Source organism: Nocardia sp. PLKS1-43 (assembly GCF_059510335.1).
This window is the reverse complement of sequence record NZ_JCAJZQ010000004.1, coordinates 489224-506681: the sequence shown is the minus strand read 5'-3', so window position 1 is coordinate 506681 and position 17458 is coordinate 489224. Positions and strand designations below refer to the sequence as shown.

The window sequence follows — 17458 nt, the reverse complement described above, 5'->3', positions numbered from 1 at the left end:
TCCACTCACCGGATACCCTGGTCAGGTGCGATTGACCGAGCAGGATGCGCTGGAAAGGTTCCGTGACGCACGGGTCGCCCGCCTCGCCACGGTGAGCGAGGACGGGCAACCGCACCTGGTCCCGGTGACCTTCGCCATGGCCCCCGATTCGCCCGAGCCGGTGGCCGCATTCGCGATCGATCACAAACCGAAGTCCACGACGAATCTGCGGCGGCTGCGGAATATCGCTGCCACAGGCCGGATTTCGCTGCTGGCCGACGAATACTCCGAGGACTGGTCCCGCCTGTGGTGGGTCCGCCTCGACGGGAGCGCGCGCATCCTTTCCGAATCACCGGACCGCACCGCGCCGATCGCCTGGCTCACCGCGAAATACACTCAGTATCAAGACAATCCGCCACAAGGACCGGTCGTCCGGATCGCTGTGCACACGATCGCGGGCTGGGCCTACACCGGCTGATCGAGCATGTCGCCCGAGACCGCCGGAATACCGCGCATGCGTTCGCGCGCGGCGACGCCACCAATGACCGTCATCGGCGACGCCCGAACTGTGCGAGCGCACCGGCAACTCTCCTCGCGCGGCGAGTTCCCACGGACGTGTGCGCCGAGATCCGGTGTGCGCTACTGGATTCCGGATGGGCGATGCGGCCGCGGCGGCGGGCAACGCGTGAGCAGGCTCGGAGTCGATGATCCGCGGCTGAAGTCGGCGATCACCACCGCGCCGCAGGTCTCGCCGCCATCCGAATCCGCCCGGATTACCCGGGGCTACTCCGCGCCCTCGGATACGGCGTCGCCGGACACGTCGGCCGGGTCTCCCCCACGAATCGTGTACAGCAGACCGTCCAGCTCGTCGGGTTTGATCAGCACGTCACGCGCCTTGGATCCCTCGCTGGGGCCGACGACCCCGCGGGTCTCCATCAGATCCATCAGCCGCCCGGCCTTGGCGAAACCGACGCGCAGTTTGCGCTGCAACATCGAGGTGGACCCGAACTGCGAGGTGACGACCAGTTCCACCGCCTGCACGAACAGATCCAGATCATCGCCGATATCCGGATCGACGTCCTTCTTCTCCCCGGCCTTGGCGGCGGTGACGCCCTCGGTGTAATCGGGTTCGGCCTGGTTCTTGGCGAAGTCGACGACGCCCTGGATCTCCTCGTCGGAGATGAACGCACCCTGCAGACGCGTCGGCTTGGACGCGCCCATCGGCAGGAACAGGCCATCGCCCATGCCGATCAGCTTCTCCGCACCGGGTTGATCGAGGATGACGCGCGAATCGGTCAGCGAGGAGGTGGCGAACGCCAGGCGCGAGGGGACGTTGGTCTTGATCAGACCGGTGACCACGTCCACCGAGGGACGCTGAGTGGCCAGCACCAGGTGAATGCCCGCCGCACGCGCCTTCTGGGTGATGCGCACGATCGCATCCTCGACATCGCGCGGCGCGGTCATCATCAGGTCCGCGAGTTCGTCGACGATGGCCAGGATGTACGGATACGGCCGGTAGACGCGCTCACTGCCCAGCGGCGTGGTGATCTGACCCGATTTGACCTTCTTGTTGAAGTCGTCGATGTGGCGGACCTTGGTGGCCTGCATGTCCTGATAGCGCTGTTCCATCTCCTCCACCAGCCAGGCCAGCGCGGCGGCGGCCTTCTTGGGCTGGGTGATGATGGGCGTGATCAGATGCGGAATGCCCTCGTACGGCGTGAGTTCCACCATCTTCGGGTCGATCAGGATCATCCGCACCTCCTCGGGGGTGGCGCGGTGCAGCAGCGAGACCAGCATCGAGTTCACGAAGCTCGACTTACCGGAACCGGTGGAACCGGCGACCAGCAGATGCGGCATCTTGGCCAGGTTCGCCGCGAGGTACTCCCCCTCGATGTTCTTGCCGAGGCCGATCACCAGCGGGTGGTGGTCGTTGCGGGTGGAGGGCGCCTTGAGCACGTCGGCCAGCCGCACGAGTTCGCGATCGGCGTTGGGCACCTCGATGCCGACGGCCGATTTGCCCGGGATCGGGGCGAGCAACCGGACGTTCTCCGTCGCGACGGCGTAGGCGATATTGCGCGCCAGCGCGGTGATCTTCTCGACCTTCACACCGGGGCCGAGTTCCACTTCGTACCGGGTTACCGTCGGGCCGCGCACGAATCCGGTGACCGCGGCATCGATCTTGAACTGCACCAGCACCTCGGTGATCGCCTCGATCATCGATTCGTTTGCGGCGCTGCGTTTCTTGGGCGGTTCGCCGTCGATCAGCAGGGACAGCGGCGGGAGCTGGTAGTCGCCGTCGACCTCGCGTTCGGTGACGAATTCCAGTTGCTGCGGTTCCGGGGGCGGTGGAGTCTGGTCGACGACCTTGGCGGGCTTGCGCTTCGGCTTCGGCTCGGGTGCGGGCTCGGACTTCTCCGCGGCGATGGGCTTGGCGTCCTGCAGCGGAGGCTCGCCCATGATCTCGGTGGCCGAACCGGATCCGCCGAATTCGTCGGTCGGATAGTTCTCCTCGGGTGTGCGGCCGCGCCGGCGACGCGAGCGCGACTGGTGCACCGGAAAGCCGTCCGCGTCGTACTCTTCCCCGTCGTAGCGCCCGTATCGGTCGTCGTACGAATCGTATTCGTCGCGGGCCTGGGTGCCGAACAGCCAGCGCAGCCGGTCGGGCACCTCGCGCACCGTCGTGCCGGTCAGCAGCAGTACACCGAATGCGATGGCCAGCAACAACAATGGCGTGGCCAGCCAGGCGGTCAGGCCGTTGCGCAACGGGCCGCCCATCACATATCCGACGAAGCCGGCGGCGTGCGCGCGGCCGTGCGCGTCGGTGGGCGAACCGGCGGCGATATGCCAGACCCCCAGGGCCGGAAGGGCTACCAGCAGCCCGCCGAGCACCAGGCGGGGCCGGATCTCCGGGCGCGGTTCGGTGCGCATCAGCACGACCGCGATCGCACAGGCCACGAAAGGTATTGCGGCCGAACCTGACCCGGTGAACAGCCGGACAGCGGTATCGATGGCGTGGCCGACCGGGCCACCCGCGGACAGCCAGACCGCCGCCGCGATGACCACACTGAATGCCACCAGCGCCAAGGCGACTCCATCACGGCGATGCCCGTGCTCGATCTCCCCGGCCCGGCTCAGCGTCCGAGTGGTCGCGCCCATCCCGCGGGCGAGCATGGTCCAGCCGTTGCCGACCCCGCGCCGGAAAACCGCCAGCGGCGCGGTATTGGACCGTGCCCGCGGCGCCGGACGGCGAGCCGGGGCCTTGCGCGCCCGCGGCGTGGGATTCCTGCGAGAGTTGGCCGAGGATGATCCGGAGCGCGAACCGGCCGAACGGGACCGTGCCGGAGCCCGCCCCCGCGCCGATCCCGCCCGCGAACGAGACGCCGTGGTGCTGCGGGACTTGCCTGCCATGCTCTCAGGCTAGCCGCAACAGCCCCATCCAGACCATCCGCAACACCCACCCCACCGATATCAGCAAGGGAAATCTGGGCGACCGTCCGGCGAACCGATGCCGACGGACCTCGCGACGAGAGCTGCATCACAGGATATCGGCAGATCTCCGGTGACGCTGGTCGACACGCCCCGCGACATTGCGATGGGCGGCCGATCCCGATGCGGCCGGGAGCCGCCGCGGGACGGGTTGATCGCGCCGGATCAGATGCTGCGGTCGCAGTCGTGCACCGCGCGGACGTCCTCGTCGCTGCCGGTGGCGGTGAGCCGAACCTCCTTGCGGCCGAAGGCGTGCAGCAGCAACTCCGAGGGCGGGCCGGTGAGCACCACCTCGGGGCCCTCGGCACTGTGCGCGGTGACCCGCTCTCCGTCCGGCGTGGCCAGCACCACCGTCACCGGCGCCTTGCGGTAGGCCATACGAGCCATGCGGCGCAGCGCTTTCCAGAGATCGCGCTCCTGCTCGGCGGTCAATTCCCTGGGCTCCCAACCCGGTTCGCCGCGACGCACATCCTCGTGGTGGACGAACATCTCGGTGAGATTGGCCACCGCGTCGACCGGCCGCAGCGGCGACCACCACGGCGGCCCGGTACGAATCTGCTCCAGCAGTACGTCGAACGGCCGCCGCGACGCCTTGGCCTGCACCGAATCCAGATATCCAGCAAAGGGTTCGAGGAGAATCCCGGGCGCCGCATCGGGCCGCCGCTCACGCACCACCAGATGCGCGGCCAGATCCCGCACCGTCCAGCTCCCGCACAATGTCGGCGCGTCCGGCCCCGCGGCGGTCATCGTCCCAACCAACGCCCGCCGCTCATCCTGAGCCATAGTCATGACCCAACCCTAGCCGGATTTTCGACCCCCGCTTCGCTGTGTTTTTTGCCTCCGCTCCGCTCAGGCGGGTTCGAGCGCTTCAACGCTTGTCGTCGCACGCTCGCGACTCGGCCTTCGCCCATGCACTTCGACCGCGCAACGACAAAGCCACCCCGAAAACCTCGGAGTTGGCCTTACCGGCCTGACAGTTCCGGCGTACGGAGACGCTTCGCCGGGGTTGGACTCCGGCCGCGCCACACTTCGTATCGGCAGTTGCCCAGCGCTGGACAGCGCGGGCACAACGAGCCCTCTTCGTACATTGAAGACCGCGGCCGAGGCGAAGCGATGCGAGATGCTGACGTGCCCAGCGGCGAAGCGTCTCCGTCCCACTGGAAGTCACCAGCGAAGCGAAAAAACAACATCAACCCCAGCATTTCCGGCACGAACCGCACCCGATACCCGCCGAAGCGAAGCCAGGCAAAAGCCAGACACACCCAGCGGTAAAGCGTCTCCGTCCCAGTGGAAGTCACCAGCGAAGCGAAAAAACAACATCAACCCCAGCATTTTCGGCGCGCACCGCACCCGATGCCCGCCGAAGCGAAGCGAGGCGAAAGGCTGACGCGCCCAGCGGCGAAGCGTCTCTGTCCGCTGGTAGTCGCCCGCGAAGCGATAGGTTCAGCAACACCAGCTCCAAGGGTTTTCGGCGCGGGCTCGTCGTTCAGCCCTCGAAGCGCATGGCCGAAGGCCGAGTCTCGAGGGCTGAACGACGAGCCCTGAAGCGCGCCGAAAACAGCCGCAGCGAAGCGGAGGCCAAAGACACAGCCGAGTCTCGAGGGCTGAACGACGAGCCTCAAAGCGCCGAAAACCCGCCGGAGCGAAGCGAAGGCCAAAAACACAGCACAGCTCAGACGCCCAGTACTGTCGGCACGATCATCGGGCGGCGGCGGTAGGTTTCGGCGACCCAGCGGCCGACGACGCGACGGACGCTCTGGGCGATGCGGTGGGTGTCGGTGACACCCTCGCCGGCCAGGCGCACCAGCTCCGCTTCGACCAGGGAGTGCGCCTCGCTCAGGGCGTCGGGATCGTCGGAGAAGCCGCGGCCGCTGAGTTCCGGGGAGCTGACCGCCTTGCCGGTGGTCGCGTCCACCGCGACGGTGATCGAGATGAAGCCGCCCTCGCCCAGCACCAGGCGATCGGACAGCGTCGACTCGCCGACATCACCGACCGACAGACCGTCGACGTAGACCTGCCCGACCGGCACCCGGCCCACGATCGAGGCGATGCCGTCGACCAGGTCGACCACCACGCCGTCCTCGGCCAGGATCACCCGGTCGACCGGGACGCCGGTCGCCGCGGCCAGCGCGCCGTTGGCCCGCAGGTGACGCCATTCGCCGTGTACCGGCATGGCATTCGTCGGCCGCACCGCGTTGTAGAGATACAGCAGCTCACCGGCCGAGGCGTGCCCGGACACGTGCACCTTGGCGCTCTGCTGGGTGACCACGGTCGCGCCCAGCCGGGCCAGGCCGTTGACCACGCCGAACACGGCGTTCTCGTTGCCCGGGATGAGCGAGGAGGCCAGTACGACCAGATCGTCGGCACGGATGTTGATCTGCCGGTGATCGCCGCGCGCCATCCGGGACAGCGCCGAGAGCGGCTCGCCCTGCGAGCCGGTGGAGATCAGCACCAGCTTGTGCACCGGCAGGTTGGCGGCCTGATCCAGGTCGACCACGACGCCGTCGGGAATGTCCAGATAGCCCAGATCCTGCGCGATCTGCATATTGCGCACCATCGAGCGGCCGACGAAGCAGACTCGCCGGTCGTAGCGCTGGGCGACCTCGACGACCTGCTGGATGCGGTGCACGTGACTGGCGAAGGAGGCCACGATCACCCGCCCCTTGGCCTTGCCGATGACGTTGTCCAGCACCGGCCCGATCTCCCGCTCGGGGGTGACGAATCCGGGCACCTCGGCGTTGGTGGAGTCGACCAGGAACAGGTCCACTCCCTCGTCACCGAGCCGGGAGAAGCCGGCCAGGTCGGTCAAGCGGCCGTCCAGCGGCAGCTGGTCGAGTTTGATGTCACCGGTGTGCAGCGCCAGGCCCGCAGGGGTGCGGATGGCGACCGCGATGGCGTCCGGAATCGAGTGGTTGACCGCGAAGTACTCGCATTCGAACGGACCGTGGGTGGTCTTCTCCCCCTCGGTGACCTCGGTCAGTTTCGGCTGCAGCCGGTGCTCCCGGCATTTCGCCGCGACCAGCGCGAGGGTGAACTTCGAACCGATCACCGGGATGTCCCGGCGCTGCCGCAGCAGGAACGGCACCGCGCCGATGTGATCCTCGTGCCCGTGCGTGAGCACGACGGCGACCACATCGTCCATCCGGTCCTCGATCGGCCGGAAATCGGGCAGGATCAGATCCACGCCGGGCTGCTGATCTTCCGGGAACAGCACCCCGCAATCCACGATCAGCAACTTGCCGCCGAATTCGAAAACGGTCATATTGCGGCCAATTTCGCCGATACCGCCGAGTGCGAAGACACGTAATCCGTTGCGCGGCAGGGCCGGAGGCAGACCCGCGGGCTGGGCGATGACCGAGGCCGGTTGCGGCGCAGCGGTTTCGGATCGTTTCGAGGGCTGCCGACCACGACCCGACCGGCGCGCGGAACCGCCGCGATCGGGTCTGTCCTGGGCCGCGGGCTCCGGCCCGGAGTCGCCCTTCGCGGCGCGGGCGGCCTTCTCCGGCTGCGTGTCCTGCGCCCGAGTCTTGCCGGCGCGGGCCTCTTCCTTGGCCGATTTGGCCCGCCCGGACCTCTTCTGCGGCTCCTGCGAAACCGGCTCCCGCGACTCCCGCTCCTGCGAAACCGGCTGGGCCACAATCGGTTCCGGCGGCGGTGCGGGTGTTGGCGCACCGGCCGAGCGGGTGGCGGCCCGCCGGGGACGACGGGTCACTGGCACGTCCGTATTCTCTTCACTCATTTCAGCACCCCCGCGGCCCGCAGATCCGCGGCGACCGCTTCGAGTTGTTCGGCATCGGGCATCAGCTGGGGCAGACGCGGCTCGCCGGTCTCCACCCCGAGCAGCCGCAACGCCGCCTTGGTCATCGACACACCACCTACGCGGGCCATCGCCCGGCACAGCGGCAACATGCTCACGTGCAGCTCACGCGCCTGCGCGACGTCACCGGCGAGGTAGGCGTCGCGCAGCCGGCGCAGCCGTTCGGGCACCAGATGCCCGATGACGCTGATGAATCCCACCGCGCCGACCGACAACCACGGCAGGTTCAGGATGTCGTCGCCGGAGTAGTAGGCCAGATCGGTTTCGCTGATCAGCTGCGCGCCACCGGCCAGATCACCCTTGGCGTCCTTCACCGCGACGATCCGCGGATGCTCCGACAGCCGCAGAATCGTCTCCGAGGCGATCGGCACCACCGAGCGCGGCGGGATGTCGTACAGCGTCACCGGCAGATCGGTCGCGTCGGCGACCGCGGTGAAGTGCGCGATCAGGCCCTCCTGCGTGGGTCGCGAGTAGTACGGGGTCACCACCAGCAGTCCCTGCGCGCCCGCGCGCTGGGCGTTGCGCGCCAGCTCGATGCTGTGCGCGGTGTCGTAGGTGCCCGCTCCCGCGATGACGGTCGCGCGGCCACCGATCCCGTCCACGACCGCCCGCAGCAGATCGAACTTCTCCGATTCGGTGGTGGTCGGGGACTCGCCGGTGGTACCGGAGATGGCAAGCAGATCGACCCCCCGATCGACCAGATGGTTGGCCAGTGCGACGCCGGCATCGACATCGAGTTTGCCGTCGGCAGTAAAGGGAGTCACCATCGCGACACCGACCGTGCCGGACGCGCGCAGCCCAGTCCCCGTCGATTCACCGTTCGTCATGGTCAAAAGGCTACTGGGTGTGCTGCCTTCGCTTCGCTCCGGCATGTTTCTCCGCATCCGGCCGCGCTCGGCATCGGCTGTTTCCGCACCCGAAGGCTCGTCACCGGCATTTTCCTTGAATGATGTCAGCGATGACGTCACAATGGCGTCATGGATATCGATAAGTACACCGCGCGGCTGCGCGAGGACCTGATCGCCGCCGCGGCCCTCGGCGACGAGAAGACGCAGGCCACTGCCGCGGCGCTGGCATCCGCGACCGAGAACGCCGCGCGGCTGACCCTGCTGGCCGCCCTGTCGGATCTGGCCGCCGAGGTCAGCGAGACGCTGGGCGATCGCACCGTGCACGTCTCGCTGAACGGGACGGACGCGAAGGTCGACGTGCGCAAGAACGCGCCGTCGCCCGACGACGAGGCGCCGACCTTCGAGGACATCACCGGCGACATCAGCCGGGTCACCCTGCGCATGGTCGACCAGATCAAGACCCGTGCGCAGCAGGCCGCCGAGCAGAACGGCATGTCGCTGAACTCGTGGCTGTCCAGCACGGTTCAGGACGCCTTGCGCGATCAGACACGCTGGGGCGGGCCGAAACGGCACGAGGACTGAATCACCTTCGGGCCCAAGGTATTTCACCTGCCCCCCAATATGACGTCACCGTGGCGTCAATGCCGCGGTCGGGCGGCCCCGGCCGCTCACCATGTCGTTGCCCGCTGTCGTGCGGCATCTCCAGATGCTCGTCCGGCATCCGGGCGACTCCCACACACACCGGCCGCCCGCACTCGAACAGGTCGCTGCCCGCCGCAGGTTCTCCCTCACGTACTCACCGCGACGTTGCCGTCGGTATCGATCTCGGTGCGCCGGTCGTCGTCGGCGGCGTGCGCCAGGACGGTGGCCAGCACTCGCCGCCCCAGCGGCAGCACCCGCACCGTCACCGATCCCGAGTTCGCGGCGTCCAACTGCTGCACCGCGGAATCGATCACGCGCTGACGCACCCACTGCGGCACCCCTTCGAAACCGCCGTCGTCCAGGAGCACCACCTCGACCCCACGCGACCGCGCGCCCCGGGCCGCGCCGCTGAGTTCCTCGGTCACCAACTGCGGCGCGCGCAGACCGTCGCGCAGTTCGGCCTCGAGCAGGCGGCACTGTTCACGCTCGGCGGCGCTCAGGGCGGCGCCGTCGGCGATCCGCTCCAGAATCGGCCGGGCCACCCGGTCCAGCCGGGCCAGCTGCCGGATCCGCTCACCGTCCGCGGCGGCCATCGTGGCCTCGGCCGCGGCGCGAATCGTGGCCTCCTCGCGCAACATTCGCAGCGAACGCTGGGTCGGCCGGATGATCGCCGCGAATGCCGAGACCGCCGCGACCGTGCCGATCGGGACTATCGACGCCGAGACGATCGCGTCGAACCGCACATCGATCCGCAGGCCCGCGGTCACCAGGACCGCCGCCGAGAAGGCGACGCTCACCCACGCCGCCGCGATCCGGCCGCGCACTACCAGCGCGGCCAGGACATAGGAGCAGGCGAAGGCCGTCCACACGACGTGATGCGCGGGCGCGGATCCCAGCCCCACCGCCGTCAGCGCGGTCGCCACCGGCCCCGCGGCGGCGACGAACACGGTCGCGGGCCACGGCAGCGGATCGACCGGCACCAGCAGGACCAGCCCCCCGGCAACGGCCATGATCGCGAGCGCGACCAGGGTCTGCGTCACGGACGCGGCCTGCAGATTACCGAGCATGTACAGCACGATGATCAGTTCCAGGATCAGCACGAACAGCCACGCCATACCGCCGCGCAGCCCCAGCAGATCCTGGAGTACCAACCGGGGATCCGAATCGCCGCCGCCCGCGTCACGCTGCGCCATCGCCACCCCAGACCAGGGTCACGGTGGTGCCCTCACCCGGTTGCGATTCGACGAAACCCGCGCCCCCGGCCAACTGGCGCATCCGTCCCAGAATGCTGACCGAGATGCCCAGCCGGTCGACTGGCACCTGCGCCACATCGAAACCCGCGCCGTCGTCATTGAATACCAGCCGGATACTGCCCGCGCTGATGGTGCAGGTGACCGTGCGATGCACCGGACGGCCGGGGATCGCGGCGTGGCGCAGGCTGTTGCGGACCGCCTCGCCCAGCGCCGCGGCCAGTGTCCCGGCGACGGCGACCGGCATGCGCAGGTCGTCGAATCCGGGCCAGGTGCGAGTGGCGAACCGAATACCCGGATTGATCTCGTGCACCGCCGAACGCAGGAAGATCACCGCCGAGCGCGCGTCCAGCACATCGGGTTCGCGCACGTCGACCCGGATCTCGTCGAGCTGATCCAGCGTCGACTGCGCTTGGCGGCGCAGCACCGACACCTCGCCGGGCCCGCCGCCGGGACAGGGTTTGGGGGCACCCGCGGGCGGCCCCGCGGGCGCGTCCTCGGCGCCACGGGAGGCGTCCAGCAGCGTGGACAACACGGCGTCGTGGATGAGCGCGGCGAACCGGGCGCGTTCGTGGTCGCGGGCGGTGGACGCGGCCGTCGCGGCCGCGCGCCGACCGGCCACGGCGGTCTCCCGATCGACCCGGGCCGCCGCGCCCTCCGCACACGTCACGCACCACAGGAACAGGCTGGCCAGACCGGAGGCCCGCAGCAGACCGCTCAGCGCCGACATCGCGCTGAACTGCTCGACCAGGTACACGTTGACGAACGCCACCGCGGTCGACCCGACCAGCAGGTACGCCGCCGAGTACAGCAGCCGCCAGGCCAACGCGGCCGCGAGCATGCCCAGCGGCAGCATTCGATACAGCCACACCGAGGACGCGTCGATCGTGTGCGGACGCACCGCGATCGGCGTGATCGCCAGTGCGACAAGGAAACTCAGCGCAGTCAGACCCGACACCGCGCGGATCACCGCGGGACGCGACCGGACCGACACCGCCGCCAGCACCGGGAATCCGCCGAAGGTGAGCAATGCCGCGACCGGACTCCACCACCCCGGCCCCGCCCGGCCCTGCTGGAGGATCTCCGGCACGGTCACCAGGCCCATGATCACCCCGCCCAGGCCCATCGACAGGCCCAGCCGTCGCATGATCCCCTCCGACGCGGTCGGCGAGACATATTGCGACACGACATATCTCCCGGTTCGGCGGATACCCTCCGCCGCCCGTGCACCGGAACCCGCACGCGGGACGGCCCGCGCCGCGGACACGGTCATGTCCGTGGGTTGCGTTCGGGCACCGGCAGCCACCCGTCCTCCACCGCCCGCTTGTACAGGTCCGTCTTGGTGGGTGCGGGACGCCCGGCGTCGGCGTACTTCTGCCGGATCCGGCCGAGGTAGTCGTTGACCGTCTGCTCGGACAGCCCCGTCATCCGCGCCACCCGCGAAGCCTTCTCCCCCGAGGCATACAGGGTGAGCACCTCCTGCTGACGCGGGCTGAGCCCGACGTCGGGCAGTTGCGGATCTCCGTCGATGGCCGCGGCCCAATCGGTGGTGACCACCTGTTCACCCGACGCGGCCGCGCGCACCGCCGACACCACCGTCTGCACGTCCTCGGATTTGCGGACCACCCCGAGCACCCCTGCCCGGGCGGCCGCGCGGACCAGGAACGGATTGTCCGCACCGGTGAAGACGAGCACCTCGTGCCCGCTCTCGCGCAAGGTGCGCACGTTGTCCTCCGGCGCGGACCCGTCGGCGAGCCGCAGATCGAGTACCACGAGATCCAATTCCGTTGCGGCGGAAAGCAGTTCGGCTACCGTTCCGGCGGTGATGATCAGCTCCAGATCCGGCTCGGGAGCCAGCATGCTGGCCAGCCCGAGCGCCACGGACTCGTGATCCTCGACCAGCCCGATCCGTCGCGGCCGGCCCACCCCCTGATTTGTCGGCTCCACAGCGCTCTCACCTTTCCCAGATCCCGTCTGCCGGGAACGACACCTCGCCCCACCGGCCGGCACGCACACCGACCGATCCCGGAACGTATCGGATTGAGTATGCCGGGGCCGCCGCCCGGACGTGAGCCGTTGATTTCAGGGGGAAGCCGGATGCGTCCGCTCAGGACGCGAGCCCAACGGCGAGCGTTGCGCCGCCTCCGCGCACCATCCGCACTCCGCTTTCAAAGACCAGGCCGCACAACGCTCGACCGGCCCGCATATGTTTCGTAGGTCTCGGTATGCCGCTCAGGGTTGGCACCTCGCCGCTGAGTACTCGCCTGGGCACCGTCTTATGTCCGCTCGGTCGAGATATGTTCCGGCCAGTAGACCGCGGCAGCGGTGACGACCAGTGGCAGGCCGATCACCACCAGCACCCCGAGGGCGATCACCGCACCGGTCGCCCGCCATCGACCGAAGGACAACCGAGGTAGCACCGTTTCGACGTCGGCGACGTTCATCACCCGTTCAGTTCCATCGCACCGAGATGGCGTGGTCCGGGCAAATCACGCAATAGGCACCGGCGCGAGCCTGATCGGCCACTGACAACAGGGAGCGCTCGTCCGGCCACGCCATCCGATAACCGAGCCGCCTGGCCAGCCTGCACATCCGCGGACGATCCCACTCCGGTGCGGTGCTCGTCTCGAAGTCGATCCATCCGAAGCCTTTCGGCCGCATCACGTCCCCCTGCTGTCGTTGTCCCGGTGGCTTGCACCCGCCGCCGAGGGTTGTGTGACGCCACCCTCGCGCTCCCCGATCTCGTTGCGGCACTGCGCAACGTCCGGGCGCGGTGGGCGGAATGGCGGCGGCTCACCGCCGCTGGGCATGCTCGGAAAGGCGATCGATGAACGCGTCGGAGCGGGACATCCAGGAACTACTCCACCATGAGCCCGGCTGCGACGGTCGCGCCGAGTTCCCAGCACGCTTCGAGGTCGTCCTTGGACGGCTTGCTCGAAACCGCCACGTACTCAGCGGCTTTCACCCAGCCCAGTCCGGTGGTGATCGACGTGACGCCCTTTTCCGCGCCCTCGGTGCCCTCGTTGCCGTGCAGGTAGAGGCCGAAGGGGCGGCCTCGGGTGGAATCGAGGCAGGGATAGTAGATGACGTCGAAGGCGTGTTTGAGGGCGCCGCTCATGTAGCCGAGGTTGGCCGGGGTGCCCAGCAGATATCCGTCGGCCTCCAGCACGTCGGCCGGTGATACCGCCAGCGCGGCCCGGCGGACGACTTCCACGCCCTCGATCTCCGGATCGGTCGCGCCGGACACCACCGATTCGAACATCGCCTGCATGAACGGGGACGGGGTGTGGTGGATGATCAGCAGTTTCGGCACGGGTTCAGGCTAGTTGGCCGATCCCGGGGCCCGCAGGAAGCGGCGCGGCGCGCTACTTCTTTCCCTTGTGCAGCGCCCGGTCCGCCGCGGCCCAGTGCTCATCGGAAATCCACAGGTGCGCAAAGGCATCCACGGCCTCGGCGGGGGTCACGCCGGACAGGACGTGTTTGACGCGGCCGGCCGGGACGTTGGCAAGGGAGCGGGCCAGCGCGCGCCAGCCGTCCTCGAAGGACTCGCGCGGCAGCACGCGGTCGATCAACCCGAGGCGTTCGGCCTCGGCGGCTTCCAGGACGGTGCCCGCGCCCGCGAGAAGCAGGGCGCGGCTGCGGCCGACCAACCCGGCCAGGCGTTCCGCGCCGCCCCAAGCGGGCATGATGCCGAGGGCGACCTGATTGAATCCGATCCGGACGTCGTCTGCGGCGATCCGGATGTCCGCGGCGACGGCGACCTCCGCACCGCCGCCGAAGGCGTGCCCGTTCAGAGCGGCGATCACCGGGGCCGGGAATTCCGCGAGCCGATCGCAGATGCCGCGCATGCGCCAGGCCATCTCCGCCGCACCGTCGAGGGTGCGGATCGCGGCGAGCTGTTTGAGATCACCGCCGGAGACGAACGCCTTGTCCCCGGCGCCCCGGATCACCAACGCGCGAGCGCCCTTGGCGGCGTCCAGCGCCTCGTCGAGCTGATCCATCGTCTCGGGCGCGATGGCGTTGCGCGCCTGGGGGCGGTCGATGGTGACCACTGCCAGCCCATCGTCCAACTCGAGGTCGACCACGACCGGTTCTCCAATCGAGATATTGGAATTCTTATATTCGGAGAATAGTATATCCGCCACGGACAGCCCCCGTTTCGATGATCCCTGCAACCACCCGGCAGCCCGCGGGTGTGGCCGTCACGCCCGCGCATCCGGACTTGGAGTCCACCATGCGCACCATCCCCACCGAACTGGTCGAACGCTACGAAGACGAGGGGTGGTGGACGCGCGACACCCTGGGCGACCTCCTGGCGCGCGGCCTGGCCTCGGCGCCGGACGCCACCCTGCGCGTGCACTCCGAGATCCGGCCCTACACCGGCACATTCGGCGAGGTCGAACTGGTCGCGCGGCGCCTGGCCCGGGGTCTGCGCGAGCGCGGCGTGGGACCGGGCGACGCTGTCGCGTTCCAGCTGCCCAACTGGATGGAGGCCGCGGCGACCTTCTGGGCCACAACGTTTCTCGGGGCCATGGTGGTCCCGATCGTGCACATCTACGGGCCTCGCGAAGTGCGGTACATCCTGGACGCGGTGCGGCCCAAGGCTTTCGTGACCACCGACCGCTTCGGATCGATCGTCTACGACCCGGCCGTGTACGAGCGGGTGCCGATCACCGGAATCGTCGGCAGCACCTTCGAGGACCTGCTCGCGGCCGAGCCGTTCGAGGGGGTGACCGCGGTGGATCCCAGCGGCCCCGCACTGATCGCCTTCACCTCCGGAACCACCCGCGCGCCCAAGGGCGTGATACACAGCCACCAGACCCTCGGCTGCGAGACCCGCCAGCTCGCCGAGCACTATCCCGACGACCTGGGCCCGCAGATCACCGCCGCACCGGTCGGGCACTTCATCGGCATGCTCAACGCATTCCTCATCCCGATCCGTGACGGCATCTCGGTCGATCTGGTGGACGTCTGGAATCCGGAACTGATCCTGAACCTGATGACCACCTACGACGTCACCGTCGGCGGCGGGGTGCCGTACTACCTGACCAGCCTCATCGAACATCCGAGCTTCGGCCCGGACCACCTGGCGCGAATGAAGTACGCCGGAATGGGCGGCGCGTCGGTCCCGGCCTCGGTCACCGAACGCCTGACCGACCTGGGCCTGACGGTCTACCGCTCCTACGGCAGTACCGAACATCCCTCGATCACCGCCTCGGACGCCACCGACCCCCGCCCCAAACGCCTCTACACCGATGGCGATCCGCAACCCGGCGTCGAGATCATGCTCACCGAGGACGGCGAAATCCTCAGTCGCGGACCGGATCTGTGCCTGGGCTACACCGACGACGCCCTCACCGCGAAGGCATTCGACGAGCAGGGCTGGTACCACACCGGCGATATCGGCGTCCTGGACGCGGACGGTTATCTGACCATCACCGACCGCACCACCGACCTGATCATCCGCGGCGGGGAGAACATCAGCGCGCTCGAGGTCGAGGAGGTGCTGCTGGGCATGCCGCACATCGCCGAGGCCGTCGCCGTCGCCGCTCCCGATGCCCGCCTCGGTGAGCATGTCGCGGCGGTGCTGCGCCTGACCGCGGGTGCACCCGCACCCTCGCTCGAGGATCTGCGCGCGCATTTCGCCGAGGTGGGCCTGGCCAAGCAGAAGTGGCCCGAGGAGATCCACATCGTCGAGGACTTCCCGCGCACACCGAGCGGCAAGATCCAGAAATACAAGGTGCGTCAAAGCATGATTCGTGACTGAGCACCGCTCCCGCCGTGGCCCGCGATCGGCGCGGCGCGTACTCTCATCCCGTTCGACAGCACGACCGGGGCGTCAATACCGTTGTGCCGCAAACGCTCCGCACCTGATCGGCGAATGCGCCGATTTTCCGCCGAAGACGGCCCGAGCTTCCCAAGTAACAAAGTTACCGTAGTAACGGTGTTACAGTACTGGAGTGAGCCGGGCCCCTGGACGCGACGCGTCGGAGCAGATCATCGACGTGGTGCTCACGTTGCTGCAAACCGAAGGTTACGACGCGGTGCAGCTGCGGGAGGTGGCTCGTCGTGCCCGCGTCTCGCTGGCCACGGTCTACAAGCTGTTCCACACCCGGGACGAACTGATCGTCACCGCGATCGAGCGGTGGATGGCCGATCACGCGTACCCGGACCTCGCGCCGCCCGCACCGGAGGAGACGCTGCACGACGGCCTGATGCGCGTGCTGCACAGCGTCTTTCAGCCGTGGGAACGCAGCCCGAAGATGCTCGAGGCGTTCCACCGGGCCCGGTCGGGTCCGGGCGGGACACGATTGGACGCCCAGGGCCTGGACGCGGTGCTCCCGGTGGCCGGGCAGATCTTCGGCGGCGCGGACCCGGAATACATCGAGGACGTCGGCCTGGTCCTGGCCAATATGGCCTATGCCCTGATGGGCCGGGTCGCGGACAAGACGCTGGAGATCACCGAGGTCCTGCCCATTCTGGAGCGGGTGATGCGCCGGTTGACCGCGAACAACGAACCGGCCGCCCGCCGCGCCCGCGACCGCCCCGCGATGCAGGACCCCACCCAGCCGCTCCGCCTGGATCCGACCGTCATCGCCGCCTTCAATCGCGGTATGGAGGTGGCCTCGGGCGCCCCGCACGAGGATCGCGACGCCGCCCGCCACCCGGACGCGAGCTGACCGCCGCACTCACCCTCACCGCCGGAGACCGCCGCTGCCGCCGCCATCGCAGATACTGGTGAGATGCGGTCGCGCAGGAAGATTTTGGACGCCACGCTCGAACTGATCGCGAGCGAGGGCTTCGGCGGCGTGAACATCGCCGCCGCCGCGCACGCGGCCGGGGTGACCCGCCAGACCGTGTACTCCAATTTCGGCTCCCGCGAGGATCTGGTCTCCCAGGCGATGGCCGACCTGCTGCTGCGCGCCACGACCGGACTGCGCAGCCGGCTCGCCGAGATCGATACCGCGGCCGAATACATCGTGGAACTGTTCGTCGTCGGACGAGCGGTGGTCCGGGACGACCCGATCCTGTCGCGCTTGATCCGCATCGAGCCCGGTAACCCGATCTTCGACGCCGATATGATCGCCCGCGCGAAACCCATTGCCCACGAATTGCTCCGGCCGCTGACGAAGCTGGATCCGGCGATCGAGCCGGAACTGGAGGAGCTGACCCGGATCACGATCCGGCTGGGATTGTCGGTGGTCCTGTTCGACGATCCCGATATCGAATCCGACGATGATCTGCGGCGCCTGGTGACGCGATGGCTGTTGCCCGCGTTGTCGCTCACACCGCGTTGATCTTCGGGCACGACGGTAATTGTTGACACTTTCACTCAGGACTGTCTAGTTTTAGCGGGCCCGAACACGCCGATTCGGGCAAACTTCCGCGGTGCGGCGGACGGTCGGGATGCTCGGCCTCGCGCGGCGTGCGGAAAT

Annotated in this window: 15 protein-coding genes; 5 read left to right on the top strand and 10 right to left on the bottom strand. The window is 68.6% G+C overall.

Annotated elements, in window-relative coordinates:
- Nucleotides 1-25 precede the first annotated feature (25 nt).
- Nucleotides 26-457: a TIGR03668 family PPOX class F420-dependent oxidoreductase gene (locus AC5WS7_RS17935; protein ID WP_495955633.1), complete on the top strand. Its 432-nt coding sequence runs from the start codon at nucleotides 26-28 to the stop codon at nucleotides 455-457.
- A gap of 305 nt (nucleotides 458-762) precedes the next feature.
- Here AC5WS7_RS17935 and AC5WS7_RS17930 read toward each other — a convergent pair whose 3' ends face one another.
- From AC5WS7_RS17930 to dapA, 4 genes are all read right to left on the bottom strand, one after another.
- On the bottom strand, nucleotides 763-3387 hold the full coding sequence (locus tag AC5WS7_RS17930; protein WP_495955632.1) for an FtsK/SpoIIIE family DNA translocase: 2625 nt from the start codon (nucleotides 3385-3387) through the stop codon (nucleotides 763-765).
- A 243-nt stretch (nucleotides 3388-3630) separates the two neighbouring features.
- The gene (locus AC5WS7_RS17925; RefSeq protein WP_495955631.1) at nucleotides 3631-4254 is read right to left on the bottom strand and encodes a TIGR03085 family metal-binding protein; all 624 of its coding nucleotides are present in this window, start codon (nucleotides 4252-4254) and stop codon (nucleotides 3631-3633) included.
- Between the two features lie 883 nt (nucleotides 4255-5137).
- Nucleotides 5138-7204, bottom strand: a complete 2067-nt coding sequence (locus AC5WS7_RS17920) for a ribonuclease J (RefSeq protein WP_495955630.1) — start codon at nucleotides 7202-7204, stop codon at nucleotides 5138-5140.
- On the bottom strand, nucleotides 7201-8109 hold the full coding sequence (gene dapA, locus AC5WS7_RS17915) for a 4-hydroxy-tetrahydrodipicolinate synthase (protein ID WP_495955629.1): 909 nt from the start codon (nucleotides 8107-8109) through the stop codon (nucleotides 7201-7203). The genes AC5WS7_RS17920 and dapA overlap by 4 nt, the downstream gene beginning before the upstream one ends.
- Nucleotides 8110-8259: 150 nt before the next feature.
- Between dapA and AC5WS7_RS17910 the strand changes: the two genes are divergently transcribed.
- Nucleotides 8260-8712, top strand: coding sequence for a hypothetical protein (locus tag AC5WS7_RS17910; protein ID WP_495955628.1), 453 nt, complete (start codon nucleotides 8260-8262; stop codon nucleotides 8710-8712).
- Between the two features lie 206 nt (nucleotides 8713-8918).
- Here the strand turns inward: AC5WS7_RS17910 and AC5WS7_RS17905 are convergent, their stop codons facing one another.
- The 6 genes from AC5WS7_RS17905 to AC5WS7_RS17880 form a co-directional block, all read right to left on the bottom strand.
- On the bottom strand, nucleotides 8919-9965 hold the full coding sequence (locus AC5WS7_RS17905) for a DUF8320 family protein (protein WP_495955627.1): 1047 nt from the start codon (nucleotides 9963-9965) through the stop codon (nucleotides 8919-8921).
- On the bottom strand, nucleotides 9952-11169 hold the full coding sequence (locus AC5WS7_RS17900) for a sensor histidine kinase (protein WP_495955626.1): 1218 nt from the start codon (nucleotides 11167-11169) through the stop codon (nucleotides 9952-9954). Before AC5WS7_RS17900 ends, AC5WS7_RS17905 begins: the two co-directional genes overlap by 14 nt.
- Nucleotides 11170-11291: 122 nt before the next feature.
- Nucleotides 11292-11969, bottom strand: coding sequence for a LuxR C-terminal-related transcriptional regulator (locus tag AC5WS7_RS17895; protein WP_495955625.1), 678 nt, complete (start codon nucleotides 11967-11969; stop codon nucleotides 11292-11294).
- Nucleotides 11970-12298: 329 nt separating this feature from the next.
- Nucleotides 12299-12466, bottom strand: coding sequence for a hypothetical protein (locus AC5WS7_RS17890; protein WP_495955624.1), 168 nt, complete (start codon nucleotides 12464-12466; stop codon nucleotides 12299-12301).
- A 413-nt stretch (nucleotides 12467-12879) separates the two neighbouring features.
- Nucleotides 12880-13335: a flavodoxin family protein gene (locus AC5WS7_RS17885; RefSeq protein WP_495955623.1), complete on the bottom strand. Its 456-nt coding sequence runs from the start codon at nucleotides 13333-13335 to the stop codon at nucleotides 12880-12882.
- Between the two features lie 52 nt (nucleotides 13336-13387).
- Nucleotides 13388-14107, bottom strand: coding sequence for an enoyl-CoA hydratase/isomerase family protein (locus AC5WS7_RS17880; protein ID WP_495955622.1), 720 nt, complete (start codon nucleotides 14105-14107; stop codon nucleotides 13388-13390).
- Nucleotides 14108-14256: 149 nt separating this feature from the next.
- Here AC5WS7_RS17880 and AC5WS7_RS17875 point away from each other — a divergent pair, with 149 nt between their 5' ends.
- The 3 genes from AC5WS7_RS17875 to AC5WS7_RS17865 all read left to right on the top strand — a co-directional run bounded on the left by AC5WS7_RS17875 (nucleotide 14257) and on the right by AC5WS7_RS17865 (nucleotide 17320).
- Nucleotides 14257-15789 carry an AMP-binding protein gene (locus AC5WS7_RS17875; RefSeq protein ID WP_495955941.1) on the top strand — a complete coding sequence of 511 codons (1533 nt, stop codon included), beginning with the start codon at nucleotides 14257-14259 and terminating at the stop codon, nucleotides 15787-15789.
- 193 nt (nucleotides 15790-15982) lie between these two features.
- Nucleotides 15983-16702, top strand: a complete 720-nt coding sequence (locus AC5WS7_RS17870; RefSeq protein ID WP_495955621.1) for a TetR/AcrR family transcriptional regulator — start codon at nucleotides 15983-15985, stop codon at nucleotides 16700-16702.
- A gap of 63 nt (nucleotides 16703-16765) precedes the next feature.
- Nucleotides 16766-17320: a TetR/AcrR family transcriptional regulator gene (locus AC5WS7_RS17865; RefSeq protein WP_495955620.1), complete on the top strand. Its 555-nt coding sequence runs from the start codon at nucleotides 16766-16768 to the stop codon at nucleotides 17318-17320.
- The last annotated feature ends 138 nt before the right edge of the window (nucleotides 17321-17458 follow it).

Bases quoted from the DNA above. Each gene is read 5' to 3' on its own strand.
- dapA (WP_495955629.1), bottom strand. From the start codon at position 8,109: ATGACGAACGGTGAATCGACGGGGACTGGGCTGCGCGCGTCCGGCACG.
- AC5WS7_RS17925 (WP_495955631.1), bottom strand. From the start codon at position 4,254: ATGACTATGGCTCAGGATGAGCGGCGGGCGTTGGTTGGGACGATGACC.
- AC5WS7_RS17910 (WP_495955628.1), top strand. From the start codon at position 8,260: ATGGATATCGATAAGTACACCGCGCGGCTGCGCGAGGACCTGATCGCC.
- AC5WS7_RS17875 (WP_495955941.1), top strand. From the start codon at position 14,257: ATGCGCACCATCCCCACCGAACTGGTCGAACGCTACGAAGACGAGGGG.
- AC5WS7_RS17900 (WP_495955626.1), bottom strand. From the start codon at position 11,169: ATGCGACGGCTGGGCCTGTCGATGGGCCTGGGCGGGGTGATCATGGGC.
- AC5WS7_RS17920 (WP_495955630.1), bottom strand. From the start codon at position 7,204: ATGAGTGAAGAGAATACGGACGTGCCAGTGACCCGTCGTCCCCGGCGG.
- AC5WS7_RS17890 (WP_495955624.1), bottom strand. From the start codon at position 12,466: ATGAACGTCGCCGACGTCGAAACGGTGCTACCTCGGTTGTCCTTCGGT.
- AC5WS7_RS17865 (WP_495955620.1), top strand. From the start codon at position 16,766: ATGCGGTCGCGCAGGAAGATTTTGGACGCCACGCTCGAACTGATCGCG.
- AC5WS7_RS17905 (WP_495955627.1), bottom strand. From the start codon at position 9,965: ATGGCGCAGCGTGACGCGGGCGGCGGCGATTCGGATCCCCGGTTGGTA.
- AC5WS7_RS17930 (WP_495955632.1), bottom strand. From the start codon at position 3,387: ATGGCAGGCAAGTCCCGCAGCACCACGGCGTCTCGTTCGCGGGCGGGA.